We start from the raw sequence: 16,442 nt of genomic DNA, 5'->3' as shown, positions 1-16,442 counted from the left end.
ACTCCGCCCCGGTCTCCATCAGGGAGGAGGCGGAGCCCGCCCGCTCCACCGGGGCGGCGCCCAGCGCCAGGTCCGTGATCTGGGACACCACCATGGTGACCCCGGAGGCCAGCACACCGCAGGCGACCAGCAACAGCGCCAGGGCGTCCGTGTCCACGAGGGCCAGCAGGACGTAGCCGCCCGCGGCGGCGGCGAAGCCCGCCGTCACCACGTGGGCGCGGTGGACGCCCCCGCGCACCAGACGGGCGGCGAGCGGGGCCGCGAAGCCGATCGGCACCGAGGGCAGCAGCGCCCACAGGGCCGCCTCCATCGCGCTCATGCCCAGGACCGACTGGAGGTACTGCGTGGTGAAGAACGCCGATCCCATCATGGCGAACAGGGTGACCAGGTTGAGCACGACGGCCGCGGCGAAGCCGCGCTCGCGGAAGAGGGCGGGGGAGACCATCGGCGAGGCGGCCGTCCGCTGCCGGTGCACGAACAGGGCCGCGAAGAGCAGTCCCACGGCGACCGACAGGACGTGACGCGCCTCCCAGCCCCCGGACGGGATCTCCTTCAGGCCGTGGACGACCAGGAGCACCGCGGCCGCCGACAGCGGGACGCCCGGCCAGTCGAAACGGCCCGGGGCGGGGTCCTTCGACTCCGGCAGCAGGACCGGGCCGAGGACCAGCAGCAGCGCCATCGCCGGCAGGTTCACCAGGAAGACCGAGCCCCACCAGAAGAACTCCACCAGCACGCCGCTGAGCACCGAGCCGAGCGCCACGCCCGCCGTCATCACGCCGGACCAGACGGCGACGGCCTGCGCCCGCTGGGCGGCGTCCGTGAACAGCGTGCGGACCAGGGCCAGGGTCGAGGGCATCAGCGTCGCGCCGCCGACACCGAGCACCGCGCGGGCCGCTATGAGCGCCTCGGCGCTGTTCGCGTACGCCGCGGCCAGCGAGGCGGCGCCGAAGGCCGCGGCACCGATCAGCAGCAGCCTGCGGCGGCCGATGCGGTCGCCCACCGACCCCATGGTCATGAGCAGGCCGGCCACGGCGAAGGCGTAGACGTCGAAGATCCACAGCTGCTGGGTGCCGCTCGGCCCCAGGTCGGCGTTGATCGCCGGGATCGCGAAGTAGAGGACGGACACGTCCATCGAGACCAGCAGCAGCGGCAGCATCAGCACGGCGAGCGCGGTCCACTCGCGGCGGCCGGCCCGGGCGGTCGGGGAGGGGCTCGTCGGGTTCGTCGTCATGACGGCGACTGTACGCACGTCTTATACGGCTGTCTAGGACGTTCGTATAAGACAGTTGTCTGGGACGCTTGTACGGGCCGGAGTAGGGTGGCCGCCATGGGACACCGTGAAGACCTGCTCGAAGGCGCCAAGCGCTGCCTGCTGCGGAAGGGATTCGTGCGGACCACCGCGCGGGACGTCGTCAAGGAGTCGGGGACCAACCTGGCGTCCATCGGCTACCACTACGGGTCGAAGGACGCGCTGCTCGCGCAGGCGTACGTCTCACTGGTCGAGGGGATGGGCGACGCCTTCGACGGCGACGGGACCGTGGACGGCACCGCGCCCGGTTCCCTCGAGCGGTTCGAGCGGGTGTGGTCGAACATCATCGGCACCATGAAGGAGCCCGGCTCGGTGTGGCGGCTCAGCATGGAGGTCCTCGCCCTCGGCGACCAACTCCCCGAGGTGCGCGAGCACCTGGCGGTGGCGCAGCGGGAGGCCGGACGCGGCCTGGTCGGTCTGCTGATGGGCGGCCGGGAGGAGGACGTCTCCGACGAGACCGCGGACACCCTCGGCCGGCTCTACGTGACCCTGATGACGGGGCTCATCGCCCAGTGGACCTTCGACCCGGGGACCGCGCCCGAGGCCGATCAGCTGACCGCCGGCCTCCGCCGGGTCGTCGAGGCCGCCGCACGGGCGTGATCCGCTTTCCCCCCTCTCGGCTTTCGCCCGGGATCACCACTGGGGCAGCATGGGCCAATGGTCGAATCCGTGTCCGACGAGACGGTGTCCCGCCCCTGGTACGCCCTTCCCCCGGACGAGGCGCTGCGGCACCTCGGCGTGGAGGCGGCCGCCGGGCTCTCCTCGGCGGAGGTGACACGGCGCCGGGAGCGACACGGGCCGAACCGGCTCGCCGAGTCGCCGCGCGAGCCCCGGTGGCGGGCCTTCCTGCGGCAGTTCAAGGACCTGCTGATCCTCATCCTGCTGGCCGCCGCCGTGGTCAGCCTGGTGGTGACCCGGGAGTGGGAGACCCCGCTGGTCATCGCCCTGGTGGTGGTGCTCAACGCGACCATCGGCTTCGTCCAGGAGTCGCGGGCGGAGGCCTCCCTCGAGGCGCTGAAGAAGATGCTCGTCACGACGGCGGACGTACGGCGCGACGGGCGGATGGCGCGGGTGGACGCCGCCGAACTCGTGCCCGGGGACGTCGTGGTGCTGGAGGCCGGGGACCGGGTGCCCGCGGACGGGCGGCTGCTGTCGGCCACGGGGCTGGAGATCCAGGAGTCCTCGCTCACCGGTGAGGCACAGGCCGTACCGAAGTCGGCGGACGCCCGGATCGACCCGCGGGCGGCGCTCGGCGACCGGGCCACGGCCGTGTTCATGAACACGACGGTCACCCGGGGCCGCGGCGAGGTCCTGGTCACCGCGACCGGGATGCGCACCGAGACCGGGCGGATCGCCCACATGCTGCACGAGGCCGAGCCGGAACCGACCCCGCTGCAGCGTCAGATCGCGGCCCTCGGCCGCACCCTCGCCCTCATCGCGGGCGCCGTCATCGTGGTCGTCTTCGCCCTGGGGCTCGTCCGCGGCCAGGACTTCGGCGACCTCTTCATCAGCGCCGTCTCGCTCGCGGTCGCCGCCATCCCCGAAGGGCTGCCCGCGGTCGTCGCCTTCACCCTCGCCATGGGCACCGGCCGGATGGCCGCGCGCGGCGCCGTCGTCAAGCGGCTCGCGTCGGTCGAGACGCTCGGCAGCACCTCGCAGATCTGCACCGACAAGACGGGCACCCTGACGCTCAACCAGATGACCGCCCGCGAGCTGATGCTCGCGGACCGCCGGTTCACCGTCTCGGGCGAGGGCTATTCGACGGACGGGCGGATCAGGACGACCGACGGTGGGCCGCTGCCGGACGCGGTCGACGAGGCGCTGGTCGCGATGGCGCTGTGCACCGACGCGGAGCTGCGCGACGGCGACGTGGTCGGCGATCCCACCGAAGGCGCGCTCCTGGTGCTCGCGGAGAAGGGCGGCGTCGACGTCTCCGTGCTGCGCTCGCAGCGTCCCCGGGTGCGGGAGGTCCCGTTCGACTCGGACCACAAGTTCATGGCGACGTTCCACCGCTGGACGGACGACGCGGGCGGGGACGTCGTGCGCTGCTTCGTCAAAGGCGCCCCGGACGTGCTGGCCGGCCGGGCCGACCGGTATCTCGGCGGCGACGGCGTCGTGCCGTTCGACGAGGCGGCGCGCGAGCGGTACGACCGGGCCAACGCGACGCTCGCCGAGCAGGGCATGCGCGTACTCGCCGTGGCCACGGAGGACTTCGCGCCCGGGGAGGCCGAAGCGGCAGAGGACCCCAAGGAGGTGCTCGACCGGCTCGTGCTGATCGCGCTGGTGGGCATCGTCGACCCGCCGCGCCCGGAGGCGAAGCAGGCGATCGCGCAGTGCCGCGAGGCGGGCATCCGGGTCCGCATGATCACCGGTGACCACGCGGTGACGGCCGCGGCCATCGCCCGGGAGCTGGGCATCCCCGGCGGCGCCGTCACCGGTGACGACCTCGACCGGATCCCCGACGACGGCGAACTCGCCCGCCGCCTCGACGACACCGGCGTCGTCGCCCGGGTCTCGCCCGCCCACAAGATCCGCATCGTGCGCGCGCTGCAGGCGCGGGGCGACGTGGTCGCGATGACCGGGGACGGGGTGAACGACGCGCCGGCGCTGCGCAAGGCCGACATCGGCGTCGCCATGGGGCGCAGCGGCACGGAGGTGACCAAGGAAGCCTCGACCATGGTGCTCACCGACGACAACTTCGCGACCATCGTCAGCGCGGTCCGCGAGGGCCGCGGCATCTACGACAACATCGTGAAGTTCACCCGGTTCCAGCTGTCGACCGCGCTCGGCTTCGTCCTCGTCTTCCTGATCGCCTCGCTGACCGGCGTCGCGGGCGGGGCGCCGTTCACCGCGCTGCAGATCCTCTTCGTCAACCTGGTGATGGACGGGCCGCCCGCGATGTCCCTCGGCGTCGACCCCGTCGGCCCCGACGCGATGAGCCGGTCGCCGCGCCCGGCGCGCGAGCGCATCCTGACCCGGGAGCGGCTGTGGCGGATCCTGCTGTCGAGCACCGTGATGGCGGCGGGCACGCTGGCCGTGCTGGCGCTGGCTCCGGGACCCGATCCGGTGCTGGGGGAGCCCACCACCGCGGCCACGATGGCGTTCGTGACGTTCGTGTTCTTCCAGGCGTTCAACCTGCTCAACGTGCGCCACCCCACCCGCAGCGTCCTCAGCCGCGAGACGCTCGCCAACACCTCCGCCTTCGTCGCCACCGGCGCCGTGATCCTGCTGCTGGCCCTGGTGGTGGAGGTGGACGCGGTGCACGGGTTCTTCACCACGACGGACCTGACCGCCGGCCAGTGGCTGGTGTGCGCGGCGGTCGGCTCGTCCGTCCTCGTCGCGGGCGAGCTGCTCAAGGCCGTGCTGCGGACCCGGGCGGCCGGGCGCGGGTGAGGCGACGCGGGACGCCGGGGCCGGACGCGGCACCGGGAGCGGCCCGGTGAGCCCGCCCGCGCGGGACGGGCCGCGTGCCGTTCAAAGGCGCGCGCCCTTCAGCGCCATGTGCAGCAGCAGCCGGTCCTCCCCGTCGTCCAGGTCCAGGCCGGTGAGCTGCTCGATCCGGGACAGGCGGTAGTAGAGGGTCTGGCGGTGGATGCCCAGTTCGGCCGCCGTGCGGCCGGCCTGGCCCGCGCGGTCGAGGTAGACCTCGGCGGTGCGGGCGAGTTCACGGTGGACGGGGGCGAGCAGGGGGCCGACGGCCGGGTCGCGGACGGCCTGCGGGGGCAGCGCGGTCAGCAGGCGGAAGGGGCCGATGGAGGTCCACGGGGCGACCGGTCCCAGCCGGGGTTCGGCCAGCGCCGCCCGCGCCGCCGCCGACGCCTCGGTCCAGGCGGTGCCCAGCTCCGCGAGGCCGGTACGGGGCGCGGCGATCCCGGCGGCCACGGCGGGGGCTGTCCGGCCGCCGGAGCCGCCTTCGCGTGCCCGCTCCAGCAGCCGGGTCGCCGCGGAGGTCGCCGGGGCCGGGACGTCCGTCGAGCGCAGCCGCAGCAGCAGGGCCAAGGACAGGCCCGCCCTGCGCCACGGCAGGGTGCACAGCGCGGTCGCCCCCGGCACCGTACGGACCGAGGGCGCGTCGTCGGGGTCGGCGGAGGGCCACGGGGCGACGCAGACCACCGTGTACGGGCCCTCGGCGCGGGTGCCGAGGGCGGTGCGCAGCTCGGCGACGGCCATGTCGCGCTGCCAGTCCCGCTCGGCGGTGAGCACCGCCCGCAGTTCGCGCGTGAGACCGGCGCCCTGCCGGGCCTCGTCCGCGAGCAGCGCGCCGATCCGGGTCGTCACCCGCATGGCCGCGCCGAGTTGCCGCTCGGTGGGTCCCGGCTCGCCCTCCAGCAGCCAGACGTACCCGAGGACGACCCCCCGGTGGCGCACCGGCAGGCAGATGCGCCCCCGGTGCACACCCGCCTCCGGGGTGCGCGGGATCCGGACCGGGCCGGTCGCCCGTGTGATGCCGAAGCCCTCGAACCAGGCGCGGACGGCGGCCGTCGAGCGGCGGGTGAGGATCGAGCGGGCGCGCACCGGGTCCAGCGCGGACGGATCGAGGTCGCCCTCGCTGTCGTACGCGCCGAAGGCGATCAGCTCGAAGTCCCGGTTCTCCAGCGTCGCCGGCGCGCCGAGCAGCTCCGAGATCTCGTCCACCAGCTCCTGGTAGTCACTCCTGCGTTCCGCCGTCACCCGGGCATTCTCCCCCAGAACCCCACCGCCTTCATACATCTGTCTGAGATCTGCCGCACGGATGCGTGACAGCTGTCGATGGCCGACGATCGGAGGAATCCTTAGGTTTCACGGTGGTTCTCCGTGCCGTGTCCGCGACGTCGGGCGACGGCCTTGTTCAGTAGTTGTGGAGGTGCCCCGTGCTGGGTCCCGTGATTCTCGCCGCGTCGCGCAGCGACCGGATGCGACGCCTCATCTCGGCGGCACCGGTGACCAAGCAGGTCGTCGACCGCTTCATCCCCGGCGAGACCGTCGACGAGGTCCTGCCGATCGTCCGGGAGCTCACCGGCAACGGCCTGGAACTGACGATGGACGTCGTCGGCGAGGACATCACCACCCCCGAGCAGGCCGCCGCCGCGCGCGACGCCTACCTGGAGCTGATCGGCCGGCTGGGGCCGCTGGAGCTCGGTGCCCGCGCCGAGATGTCGGTGAAGCTGTCGATGTTCGGGCAGGCGCTCCCCGGCGGCCACGAGCTGGCGCTCGCCAACGTCCGCCCGGTCGTCGAGGCCGCCGCGGAGATCGGCACCACGGTCACCCTCGACGCGGAGGACCACACCACCCTGGACTCGATGTTCGCCGTCCACGAGGAGCTGCGGAAGGACTTCCCGCAGACCGGCTGCGTCATCCAGGCCTACCTCTTCCGCACCGAGGAGGACGCGCGCCGCCTCGCCGCGAGCGGCAGTCGCGTACGGTTGGTGAAGGGCGCCTACAAGGAACCCGCCGAGGTCGCCTACCAGCAGAAGCACGAGATCGACAAGGCGTACGTGCGCATCCTGCGGACGCTGATGGAGGGCGAGGGCTACCCGATGATCGGGTCCCACGACCCGCGTCTGGTCTCCATCGCCCAGGAACTGGCCCGGACCGCCGGGCGCAAGCTCGACGAGTACGAGTTCCAGATGCTGTACGGCATCCGCAGCGACGAGCACCTGCGGCTGGCCGCCGAGGGACACCGCATGCGCGTCTACACGGCCTACGGCACCGACTGGTACGGCTACTTCATGCGCCGTCTCGCGGAGAAGCCCGCCAACCTGCGGTTCTTCGCCCGGAGCATGATCACCAAGGGCTGACGCCACACCGCTCAAGACAAGGAGTTACGCCACCCATGGACGCTGTGACCCAGGTCCCCACCCCCGTCAACGAGCCGGTGCACGGCTACGCCCCCGGTTCGCCCGAGCGCGCCCGGCTGGAGGCCAAGCTCAAGGAGCTGGCCGACAACCCGATCGACCTGACCTGCACGATCGGCGGTGAGCAGCGGATGGGCGGCGGAGAGCGCTTCGACGTCGTGCAGCCGCACAACCACAAGGCGCGCCTGGGCACCTACGCCAACGCCACCCGGCAGGACGCGCAGGACGCCATCGACGCGGCCCTCGCCGCCGCGCCCGCCTGGCGCGCGATGTCCTTCGACGACCGCGCGGCGATCATCCTGCGCGCCGCCGAGCTGCTGTCCGGGCCGTGGCGCGAGACCATGGCCGCCTCCACCATGCTGGGCCAGTCCAAGACCGCCCAGCAGGCCGAGATCGACACGCCCTGCGAGCTGATCGACTTCTGGCGGTTCAACGTCTCCTACGCCCGGCAGATCCTCGCCGAGCAGCCCCCGGCCAACTCCCCGGGTGTGTGGAACCGCCTGGACCACCGCCCGCTGGAGGGCTTCGTCTACGCGATCACGCCGTTCAACTTCACGGCCATCGCCGCCAACCTGCCCACCGCCCCGGCCCTGATGGGCAACGTGGTGGTCTGGAAGCCGTCCCCGACGCAGACCCACGCCGCCGTGCTGATGATGCGGCTGCTGGAGGAGGCGGGCCTGCCCAAGGGCGTCATCAACCTCGTCACCGGCGACGGCATCGAGGTCTCCGAGGTCGCCCTCGAGCACCGGGACCTGGCAGGCATCCACTTCACCGGCTCGACCAAGACCTTCCAGTACCTGTGGAAGACGGTCGGCAACAACATCGAGAAGTACCGCACCTACCCGCGCCTGGTCGGCGAGACCGGCGGCAAGGACTTCCTGGTCGCCCACCCGTCGGCCGACCGCGCGGTGCTCAAGACCGCGCTGACCCGCGGTGCCTTCGAGTACCAGGGCCAGAAGTGCAGCGCCACCTCGCGCGCCTACATCCCGGCGTCCATCTGGAACGACGGCTTCAAGGAGGAGTTCGCCGCCGAGGTCGACCACCTCGCCATGGGTGACGTCACCGACCTGTCGAACTTCCTCGGCGCCGTCATCGACGAGCGCTCCTTCGCCAAGAACAAGGCCGCCATCGACCGGGCCAAGGAGGACCCGGCCTGCACGATCGTCGCGGGCGGCACCTACGACGACTCGGTCGGCTACTTCGTCCGTCCGACCGTCATCGAGTGCACCGACCCGGAGAACGAGGTGTTCCGCACCGAGTACTTCGGCCCGATCCTCGCCGTGCACGTCTACGAGGACGACCGGTACGACGAGATGCTGACCCAGATGGAGTCGGTGTCCGACTACGCCCTGACCGGCTCGGTCATCGCGAACGACCGCGCGGCGGCGGCGTACACGATGGAGAAGCTGCGCTACGCGGCCGGCAACTTCTACATCAACGACAAGTCGACCGGCGCCGTGGTCGGCCAGCAGCCCTTCGGCGGCGGCCGCGCCTCCGGCACCAACGACAAGGCCGGCGCCCCGCAGAACCTGATGCGCTGGACCCTGACCCGCGCCATCAAGGAGACCCTGGTCCCGCCGACCGACTACACGTACCCGCACATGGGCTGACACCCACCCGCTCCCGGACGGGCCAGGTCTTCCCCGACCTGGCCCGTTCGTCGTCTCCGCCCCGGAGAGCACCCCGAACGGCCCGCCCGCCGGAAGGGGTCGACGGACCGGCCGTGACCGACCGGGGAGGAGGGCCGGGAGCGTGCGTGGCCGCGGGTGCGGCGGGTGGTGCCGCCCGGGGCCGGGCGGCTCGCGGGTGGGGAACCCCTCGGTTCTCCGCGCGGCGGTGGAAACGGCGTTGCGGGATCGCCGCAGGTCAAAGGCGTGTGACGCACTCCACCGTCTCAGATAGTAGGAAGTCCGAGTAATTGTGGAGACAGAGGCGCGGTCCTCCCTTAGTTTTGTAGGAGCCGAGCGCCTCGCTCGATCAAGCGAATGGCGGTCGTGAGTCGGGCCCCGTGCAGGCAATCCCTGCGGCCACCGCTCCTCCCCCCTTCCGGGGTCCTCCCGTGCCCGTCGGGCAGCGGGGGAGTCTCGTCGCTCCCCTTTCTTCTGCTTCTCCCGCTTTTTTCCGCGCTCCCGCCATGTCGAAGGAGTCGATGTCCCATGTCCGAGACGACCGTCCGCCGCCGCGTCCGCCACACCTCCCGCACGAGCGAGTCCGACCGCAGGAACGCCGCCGCTGCCCTACAGCGCGCCCTCGACCGCCGCGACAACGGCGGTTCCACCGGACACTGAGCACCCATGCGGGTGTCCGCATCCCGGACCGGGTGTGTCAGAGCATGGGACGAGGAGTAGGGTGCCCGCATGTCTCGCAGCATCAATCTCGCAGTGATCCCCGGTGACGGCATCGGCCAGGAGGTCGTGGCCGAAGGCCTGAAGGTCCTCTCCGCCGCCCTTCCGCAGGATGTGAAGCTGGAGACCAAGGAGTACGACTTCGGCGCCAAGCGCTACCACGCCACCGGTGAGACCCTCACCGACGCCGACCTCGACGAGCTCAAGCGGCACGACGCCATCCTGCTCGGCGCCATCGGGGACCCCGGCGTCCCCTCCGGCGTCCTCGAGCGCGGCTTCCTGCTCAAGCTCCGGTTCGCCTTCGACCACCACGTCAACCTGCGGCCGAGTAAGCTGCTGCCCGGGGTGGCCACCCCGCTCGCCGGACAGCCGGAGATCGACTTCGTCGTGGTCCGCGAGGGCACCGAGGGCCCGTACACCGGCAACGGCGGCACCATCCGCAAGGGCACGCCGCACGAGGTCGCCACCGAGGTGTCCGTGAACACGGCCTTCGGTGTCGAGCGCGTGGTCCGCGACGCCTTCGCCCGCGCCCAGGCCCGCCCGCGCAAGAAGCTCACGCTGGTCCACAAGAACAACGTGCTGACCTTCGCCGGTCACCTGTGGACGAGCGTCTTCGACAAGGTGGCCGAGGAGTACCCGGAGGTCACCACCGAGTACATCCACGTCGACGCCGCGACCATCTACCTGGTCACCCAGCCCGAGCGCTTCGATGTCATCGTCACCGACAACCTCTTCGGCGACATCATCACCGACCTCGCCGCGGCCGTCTCCGGTGGCATCGGCGTCGCCGCGAGCGGCAACATCAACCCGAGCGGCGAGTTCCCCTCCATGTTCGAGCCCGTGCACGGCTCGGCCCCGGACATCGCCGGCCAGGGCAAGGCCGACCCCAGCGCCACGGTCCTGTCCGTCGCCCTCCTCCTGCGCCACCTCGGCCACGACGCCGAGGCGGTCCGCATCGAGGACGCCGTCTCCGCCGACCTCGCGGAGCGCGGCGACCTGCCCGCCCGCAGCACCTCGCAGATCGGCGACGCACTCGCCGCACGAGTAGCCGGCTGACCCGGCGCGCCTCCTCGAGAACATCGAAGCCGCCGGGTCGCATCCGCAACCCGGCGGCTTCCGCATGTCCCCGCCGGGTGCCACCATCGACCACCGGGCCGCACCCACCCCGTTCCTTCCGCCGCCACCTCCGGGCGATAATCGAACACGGAGCCGCGGAATGAGGGAATGCTCGGACGTCCTAGCACCGGCCACCGGCCGTACGGGCGTGTGCGCGGCCCGTCACTACAACCGGTGAAGGACAACCACTCATGACGACGCCCACGATCGAGCTCAAGCCCTCGGCCCACCCGCTCTCGGACGCAGAGCGCGAGGCGATCCTGGCCAGCCCCGGGTTCGGCCGCCACTTCACCGACCACATGGTGACCATCAAGTGGACCGAGGGCCGCGGCTGGCACGACGGCCAGCTCGTCCCGTACGCGCCGATCCCCCTCGACCCCGCCACCACCGTGCTGCACTACGCCCAGGAGATCTTCGAGGGCCTCAAGGCGTACCGCCGGCCCGACGGGTCCGTCGCCACCTTCCGCCCCGAGAAGAACGCCGAGCGCTTCCAGCGCTCCGCCCGCCGCCTCGCGATGCCCGAGCTGCCGGTCGAGACGTTCATCGAGGCGTGCGACGTCCTGGTCGCGCAGGACAAGGCGTGGGTGCCGGCGCACGGCGGCGAGGAGTCCCTCTACCTGCGCCCGTTCATGATCGCCACCGAGGTCGGACTGGGCGTCAAGCCCGCCAACGAGTACCTGTTCCTGGTCATCGCCTCCCCGGCCGGCGCCTACTTCCCCGGTGGGGTCAAGCCGGTCTCCATCTGGGTCTCCGAGGACCGCGTCCGCGCCGTCCCCGGCGGCATGGGCGACGCGAAGACGGGCGGCAACTACGCGGCCTCCCTGCTCGCCCAGGCCGAGGCCGCCGCCCAGGGCTGCGACCAGGTCTGCTACCTCGACGCCGTGGAGCACCAGTGGGTCGAGGAACTGGGCGGCATGAACCTGTACTTCGTGTACGGCGACAAGATCGTCACGCCCGCCCTCAGCGGGTCCATCCTGGAGGGCGTCACCCGTGACTCCCTGCTGACCGTCGCCCGCGACCTCGGCTACGAGGCCGTCGAGGAGCGCGTCTCCGTCGAGCAGTGGCAGCGCGACGCCGAGAACGGCAGCCTCACCGAGGTCTTCGCCTGCGGCACGGCCGCCGTCATCACCCCGGTCGGCACCGTCAAGCGGTCCGGCGCCCAGTGGCAGCAGAGCGGCGGCGAGCCCGGTGAGGTCACCATGCGCCTGCGCCGGGCCCTGCTCGACATCCAGCGCGGCACCGTCGAGGACGAGCACGGCTGGATGCACCCGCTCGGCTAGTCGTTCACCGTCCCCGTCGGGCCGCCGCGGACCGTGCGTCCGCGGCGGCCCGACGCGTTCCCCGCCCTCGCGGACGCCCGAACGCACGCCCGGGTTGTACGCAATACAGCCGATTGACCGGGTGGTCGGCGATGCGCTTCTCTCGGGAGAGCCCTCGGCGCGGGGCCGGGGGAGAAGCGTTCACGGGGAACGCGGGGAACGCGGGGAACGCGGAGAACGCGGAGAACGCGGAGAACGCGCGGAACACGGGGAAAACAGGGGGGAAGCATGCGCAGAGCTGTGCGGGGGATGTCCGCCGCGGTGATCGCGGGGGCGATGGCGGTGTCGGCGCCGGCGTGGGGAGCGCCGGCGCGGGGGGAGACCGAGCGGGTCAGCGTGTCCGCGTCGGGGGAGCAGGCGAACGGTGACTCGGGCGGCCCGGCGCTCAGCGGCGACGGCCGGTACGCCGCCTTCGCCTCCCTGGGGTCCAACCTGGTGCCGGGGGACACCAACGGTGTCTCCGACGTCTTCGTCCGCGACCGGCGCACGGGCACCGTCGAGCGGGTGAGCGTCGCCTCGGACGGAACCCAGGCGGACGGCGACACCCGCGCCGTCACGATCAGCGGCGACGGCCGGTACGTCGTCTTCGTCTCCTCGGCCGGGAACCTGGTCGAGGGGGACGCCCTGCCGCCGGACGCCCAGGACGTGTACGTCCACGACCGGCGCACCGGCCGCACCGAGCGCGTGAGCCGCGCCGCGGACGGCGGCTCCGTCCGGACGTACGGCGACATCGCCGTCTCGGGCGACGGCCGGTACGTGTCCTTCAACGCGCCCCTCTCCCGTATGGAGGACGGGGAGACCAGCCCCCACCTCGCCGCCTACGTGACCGACCGCCGCACCGGAGGGACCCGGCGGATCAGCAACGGCGCCCATCCGGAGTGGAGCGTCTTCGGCGTCGGCCTCAGTGCCGACGGGCGGTACGCCGCCTATTCCCAGCGGCACCCGCGCGGCGGCCCGGGCGAGCTGTGGGTGCACGACCTGCGCACCGGCGGCGAGGAGCAGGCGAACGTCACGCCCGACGGGCTGCCCTCCACCGGGGACACGGTCGGCATGTCGCTCTCCGCCGACGGCAGCCGGATCGCCTTCGCCTCGTCGGCGGGCGACCTCGGCGGAGCCGTCTCCGGGACCGGGACGGAGACCCACGCCTACGTCCGCGACCTCCGGAGGGACGTGACCACCCGGATCCTGCACGAGGGCGCGGGCCGGACCGCGTTCTGGTCCGCCGCCCGGCTCAGCCCCGACGGCCGGTACCTCGCCTACGCGCACGCCGTGCCGACGGCCGGCGGCGACCTCGTCGACAACCTCTACGTCCGTGACCTGGTGACCGGCGAGAGCCGGCTCGCGACCGAGGCCACCGGGGGCGGCGGCGTCGGGGACGACGGCTTCTCCCTGCCGTCCTCCTTCAGCGCCGACGGCCGGTACCTGGCCTTCCTGTCGGCGTCGGCCCAACTGGTCCCCGGCGACACCGACGGGCACGCCGACGGCTTCGTCCGCCGGCTGCGCTGAGCACCCACCGCCCGCATCCTGAGACGGACGGTGAGCACGGGGGCGGATTGTGCCACACTGCCCCCGTGCTCTCGTTCGCCACGATTATTGGCAGCAGGCGCGCCGGTCCGCAGTGACCGCACGTACGACACCGTACGGGCGGACACCGTCGTCCTCGACCCGCGCGCAGACCTCTCGCACCCGCGAGAGGTTTTTCTGTTTCCCGGCCCCACCCGCGGCCGGAAACCGGGCGCGAGGGACCATGGAGGGACGGTGGAACCGGTCATTCCGGTAGACCGAGATCAACACAGGAGCCTTCAGACCATGACCGCAACCAGCGAGCCCGACGACTCGTTCCACGTCTTCGACACCACCCTGCGCGACGGCGCCCAGCGCGAGGGCATCAACCTCACGGTCGCCGACAAGCTGGCCATCGCACGACACCTGGACGAGTTCGGCGTGGGCTTCATCGAGGGCGGCTGGCCCGGCGCGAACCCGCGGGACACCGAGTTCTTCGCCCGCGCCCAGCAGGAGATCCGGTTCCGGCACGCCCGGCTGGTCGCGTTCGGCTCCACCCGCCGCGCCGGCACCACGGCCGACAAGGACCCGCAGGTCAAGGCGCTCCTCGACTCCGGCGCGCAGGTGATCACGCTGGTCGCGAAGTCCCACGACCGCCATGTCGAGCTCGCCCTGCGCACCACCCTGGACGAGAACCTGGAGATGGTCCGCGACACCGTGGCCTTCCTCAAGGGGCAGGGCCGCCGGGTCTTCGTCGACTGCGAGCACTTCTTCGACGGCTACCGCGCCAACCCCGAGTACGCCAAGGCGGTCGTCCGCACCGCCGCCGAGGCCGGTGCCGACGTCGTCGTCCTCTGCGACACCAACGGCGGCATGCTCCCGGCGCAGATCCAGGCCGTGGTCTCCACCGTGCTCGCCGACACCGGAGCCCGGCTCGGCATCCACGCCCAGGACGACACCGGCTGCGCGGTCGCCAACACCCTCGCCGCCGTCGACGCGGGCGCCACCCACGTCCAGTGCACGGCCAACGGCTACGGCGAGCGCGTCGGCAACGCCAACCTGTTCCCGGTCGTGGCCGCGCTGGAGCTGAAGTACGGCAGGAAGGTCCTGCCCGAGGGGCGGCTGCGCGAGATGACCCGCATCTCGCACGCCATCGCCGAGGTCGTCAACCTCACCCCCTCCACCCACCAGCCCTACGTCGGCGTCTCCGCGTTCGCGCACAAGGCGGGTCTGCACGCCTCCGCGATCAAGGTCGACCCGGACCTGTACCAGCACATCGACCCCGAGCAGGTCGGCAACACCATGCGGATGCTGGTCTCCGACATGGCCGGCCGCGCCTCGATCGAACTCAAGGGCAAGGAACTCGGGATCGACCTCGGCGGGGACCGCGAGCTGGTCGGCCGGGTCGTGGAGCGGGTGAAGGAGCGCGAGCTCAAGGGCTACACGTACGAGGCCGCCGACGCCTCCTTCGAACTGCTGCTCCGCGCGGAGGCCGAGGGCGGGCCGCTGACGTACTTCGAGGTCGAGTCCTGGCGCGCGATCGCCGAGGACCGCCCCGACGGCACCCACGCCAACGAGGCCACGGTCAAGCTGTGGGCCAAGGGCGAGCGCATCGTCGCCACCGCGGAGGGCAACGGCCCGGTCAACGCCCTGGACCGCGCCCTGCGCGTCGCCCTGGAGCGGATCTACCCCCAGCTGGCCAAGCTGGAGCTGGTCGACTACAAGGTCCGCATCCTCGAGGGCAAGCACGGCACCCACTCCACCACCCGGGTCCTGATCTCCACGTCCGACGGGACGGGGGAGTGGTCCACGGTGGGCGTCGCGGACAACGTCATCGCCGCGTCCTGGCAGGCGCTGGAGGACGCGTACACCTACGGCCTGCTGCGCGCCGGGGTGACACCGGCCGCCTAGCACCACGGGAGGAACGGCCCGGCGGGGGCGTCACCGGAAGCCCCCGCCGGGCCCGATGTCCGTTTCGGGGAGGATTCGGGTAGCTTCGAACATATGAAGGCTGCGCCGAAGCGTACTCTCATACGCCTGTTGATCGCGCCGATGGCGGCCGTACTGGCGGTGCTGACGGCCGGTGCGCCCGGGGCGCAGGCGGCCACGGACCTCTCGACCGTCGCCCGGGCGCTGCGCGAGAGTCCCGTCTACGTCGATCCCGAGGCCACCGACATCCTGTCGAAGTCCGACGCCGAGGCCCTCGCCGACAAGATCGAGGACGCGGACAAACCGGTCTTCGTGGCGGTCCTCCCGGCGAACTACCCGACCGAGAACCTCTTCCGGAACCTGCGCACGGAGACCGGTGTCACCGGTCTGTACGGCATCCGCCTCGGCAACGAGTTCGACGCGCGCGCCGACAGCAGCGTGCTGAGCCGCCAGGGCGTGCAGAACCTGGTCACGGCCGCGCAGGGCGCGGGTGACGCCAAGGCCCAGCTGAACGACTTCGTCGACGACGCGCTGCGCAACCTCGGCGGATCGGCGCCGAGTTCCTGGAGCGGCGGATCCGGCGGCGTCCCCGTCGGCGGGCTGATCACCGTCGGCACCCTGCTGGCGGCCGGCGGCGCGGGCGTGTACGCCGTGTCCCGCCGCAACCGGCGCCGCCACCAGGAGGAGCAGCGGGCCGCGCTGGAGAAGCTGCGGGTGGTGGTCGACGAGGACATCACCGCCTTCGGCGAGGAACTCGACCGCCTCGACTTCCATCCCGCCGAGCCCGGCGCGGACGACGCGATGCGCGCGGACTACGCGCACGCGCTCGACGCCTACGAGCAGTCCAAGCGGCTGATGGCCGAGGCCCGCAGGCCGGAGGACGTGCGGGGCGTCACCCAGGCCGTGGAGGACGGCCGCTTCGCCCTCGCCCGGCTCGCCGCGCGCCGCGAGGGCCGGCCGCTGCCGGAGCGCCGCCCGCCCTGTTTCTTCGACCCGCGTCACGGCCCCTCGGTGGACGACGCCGTCTGGACGCCCCCGGGCGGCGCCGCGCGCGAGGTCCCGGTCTGCGCGGCGCCGCCCGGGGGCG

Annotated in this window: 12 protein-coding genes; 10 read left to right on the top strand and 2 right to left on the bottom strand. The window is 72.3% G+C overall.

The window, feature by feature from the left end:
* On the bottom strand, positions 1 to 1,231 hold a 1,231-nt coding region (locus tag B7L92_RS32905; protein ID WP_174704057.1), incomplete at its 3' end, for an MFS transporter.
* Positions 1,232 to 1,327: 96 nt separating this feature from the next.
* On the opposite strand from B7L92_RS32905, the gene B7L92_RS32900 reads away from it, so the two are divergent.
* Both B7L92_RS32900 and B7L92_RS32895 read left to right on the top strand, forming a co-directional pair.
* Positions 1,328 to 1,909: a TetR/AcrR family transcriptional regulator gene (locus B7L92_RS32900; RefSeq protein WP_081240939.1), complete on the top strand. Its 582-nt coding sequence runs from the start codon at positions 1,328 to 1,330 to the stop codon at positions 1,907 to 1,909.
* A 57-nt stretch (positions 1,910 to 1,966) separates the two neighbouring features.
* Positions 1,967 to 4,702 (top strand): cation-translocating P-type ATPase, encoded by a 2,736-nt coding sequence (locus B7L92_RS32895; protein ID WP_081240938.1) that lies wholly within the window; start codon positions 1,967 to 1,969, stop codon positions 4,700 to 4,702.
* An 81-nt stretch (positions 4,703 to 4,783) separates the two neighbouring features.
* Here B7L92_RS32895 and B7L92_RS32890 read toward each other — a convergent pair whose 3' ends face one another.
* Positions 4,784 to 6,019, bottom strand: a complete 1,236-nt coding sequence (locus B7L92_RS32890; RefSeq protein WP_174704056.1) for a PucR family transcriptional regulator — start codon at positions 6,017 to 6,019, stop codon at positions 4,784 to 4,786.
* A gap of 140 nt (positions 6,020 to 6,159) precedes the next feature.
* On the opposite strand from B7L92_RS32890, the gene B7L92_RS32885 reads away from it, so the two are divergent.
* The 8 genes from B7L92_RS32885 to B7L92_RS32850 all read left to right on the top strand — a co-directional run.
* Positions 6,160 to 7,086 carry a proline dehydrogenase family protein gene (locus B7L92_RS32885; protein WP_004983095.1) on the top strand — a complete coding sequence of 309 codons (927 nt, stop codon included), beginning with the start codon at positions 6,160 to 6,162 and terminating at the stop codon, positions 7,084 to 7,086.
* Between the two features lie 35 nt (positions 7,087 to 7,121).
* Positions 7,122 to 8,753: an L-glutamate gamma-semialdehyde dehydrogenase gene (gene pruA / locus B7L92_RS32880; RefSeq protein WP_081240936.1), complete on the top strand. Its 1,632-nt coding sequence runs from the start codon at positions 7,122 to 7,124 to the stop codon at positions 8,751 to 8,753.
* A gap of 546 nt (positions 8,754 to 9,299) precedes the next feature.
* Complete coding sequence (locus tag B7L92_RS42985; RefSeq protein ID WP_016824531.1) at positions 9,300 to 9,431, top strand: hypothetical protein; 132 nt, start codon at positions 9,300 to 9,302, stop codon at positions 9,429 to 9,431.
* Between the two features lie 69 nt (positions 9,432 to 9,500).
* Positions 9,501 to 10,544, top strand: a complete 1,044-nt coding sequence (locus tag B7L92_RS32875) for a 3-isopropylmalate dehydrogenase (protein ID WP_081240935.1) — start codon at positions 9,501 to 9,503, stop codon at positions 10,542 to 10,544.
* 251 nt (positions 10,545 to 10,795) lie between these two features.
* Positions 10,796 to 11,884, top strand: coding sequence for a branched-chain amino acid aminotransferase (locus tag B7L92_RS32870; RefSeq protein WP_081240934.1), 1,089 nt, complete (start codon positions 10,796 to 10,798; stop codon positions 11,882 to 11,884).
* Positions 11,885 to 12,151: 267 nt separating this feature from the next.
* Positions 12,152 to 13,429: a TolB family protein gene (locus B7L92_RS32865; RefSeq protein WP_107501678.1), complete on the top strand. Its 1,278-nt coding sequence runs from the start codon at positions 12,152 to 12,154 to the stop codon at positions 13,427 to 13,429.
* A gap of 303 nt (positions 13,430 to 13,732) precedes the next feature.
* A complete protein-coding gene (gene cimA / locus B7L92_RS32855; RefSeq protein WP_081240932.1) occupies positions 13,733 to 15,337 on the top strand; it encodes a citramalate synthase in 1,605 nt (534 codons plus the stop codon).
* Between the two features lie 93 nt (positions 15,338 to 15,430).
* Positions 15,431 to 16,442, top strand: a 1,012-nt coding sequence (locus B7L92_RS32850; protein ID WP_107501679.1) for a hypothetical protein, incomplete at its 3' end; no start/stop codon positions are given.

The organism is Streptomyces viridosporus, assembly GCF_002078235.1.
GTDB lineage: Bacteria > Actinomycetota > Actinomycetes > Streptomycetales > Streptomycetaceae > Streptomyces > Streptomyces viridosporus.
Note: the sequence above shows the minus strand (reverse complement) of the source record. Positions and strands in the feature narration are given on the sequence as shown.

Coding starts and splice junctions, on each gene's coding strand:
- B7L92_RS32900 (WP_081240939.1), top strand. CDS start 1,328: ATGGGACACCGTGAAGACCTGCTCGAAGGCGCCAAGCGCTGCCTGCTG.
- B7L92_RS32895 (WP_081240938.1), top strand. CDS start 1,967: ATGGTCGAATCCGTGTCCGACGAGACGGTGTCCCGCCCCTGGTACGCC.
- B7L92_RS32890 (WP_174704056.1), bottom strand. CDS start 6,019: ATGTATGAAGGCGGTGGGGTTCTGGGGGAGAATGCCCGGGTGACGGCG.
- pruA (WP_081240936.1), top strand. CDS start 7,122: ATGGACGCTGTGACCCAGGTCCCCACCCCCGTCAACGAGCCGGTGCAC.
- B7L92_RS42985 (WP_016824531.1), top strand. CDS start 9,300: ATGTCCGAGACGACCGTCCGCCGCCGCGTCCGCCACACCTCCCGCACG.
- B7L92_RS32875 (WP_081240935.1), top strand. CDS start 9,501: ATGTCTCGCAGCATCAATCTCGCAGTGATCCCCGGTGACGGCATCGGC.
- B7L92_RS32870 (WP_081240934.1), top strand. CDS start 10,796: ATGACGACGCCCACGATCGAGCTCAAGCCCTCGGCCCACCCGCTCTCG.
- B7L92_RS32865 (WP_107501678.1), top strand. CDS start 12,152: ATGCGCAGAGCTGTGCGGGGGATGTCCGCCGCGGTGATCGCGGGGGCG.
- cimA (WP_081240932.1), top strand. CDS start 13,733: ATGACCGCAACCAGCGAGCCCGACGACTCGTTCCACGTCTTCGACACC.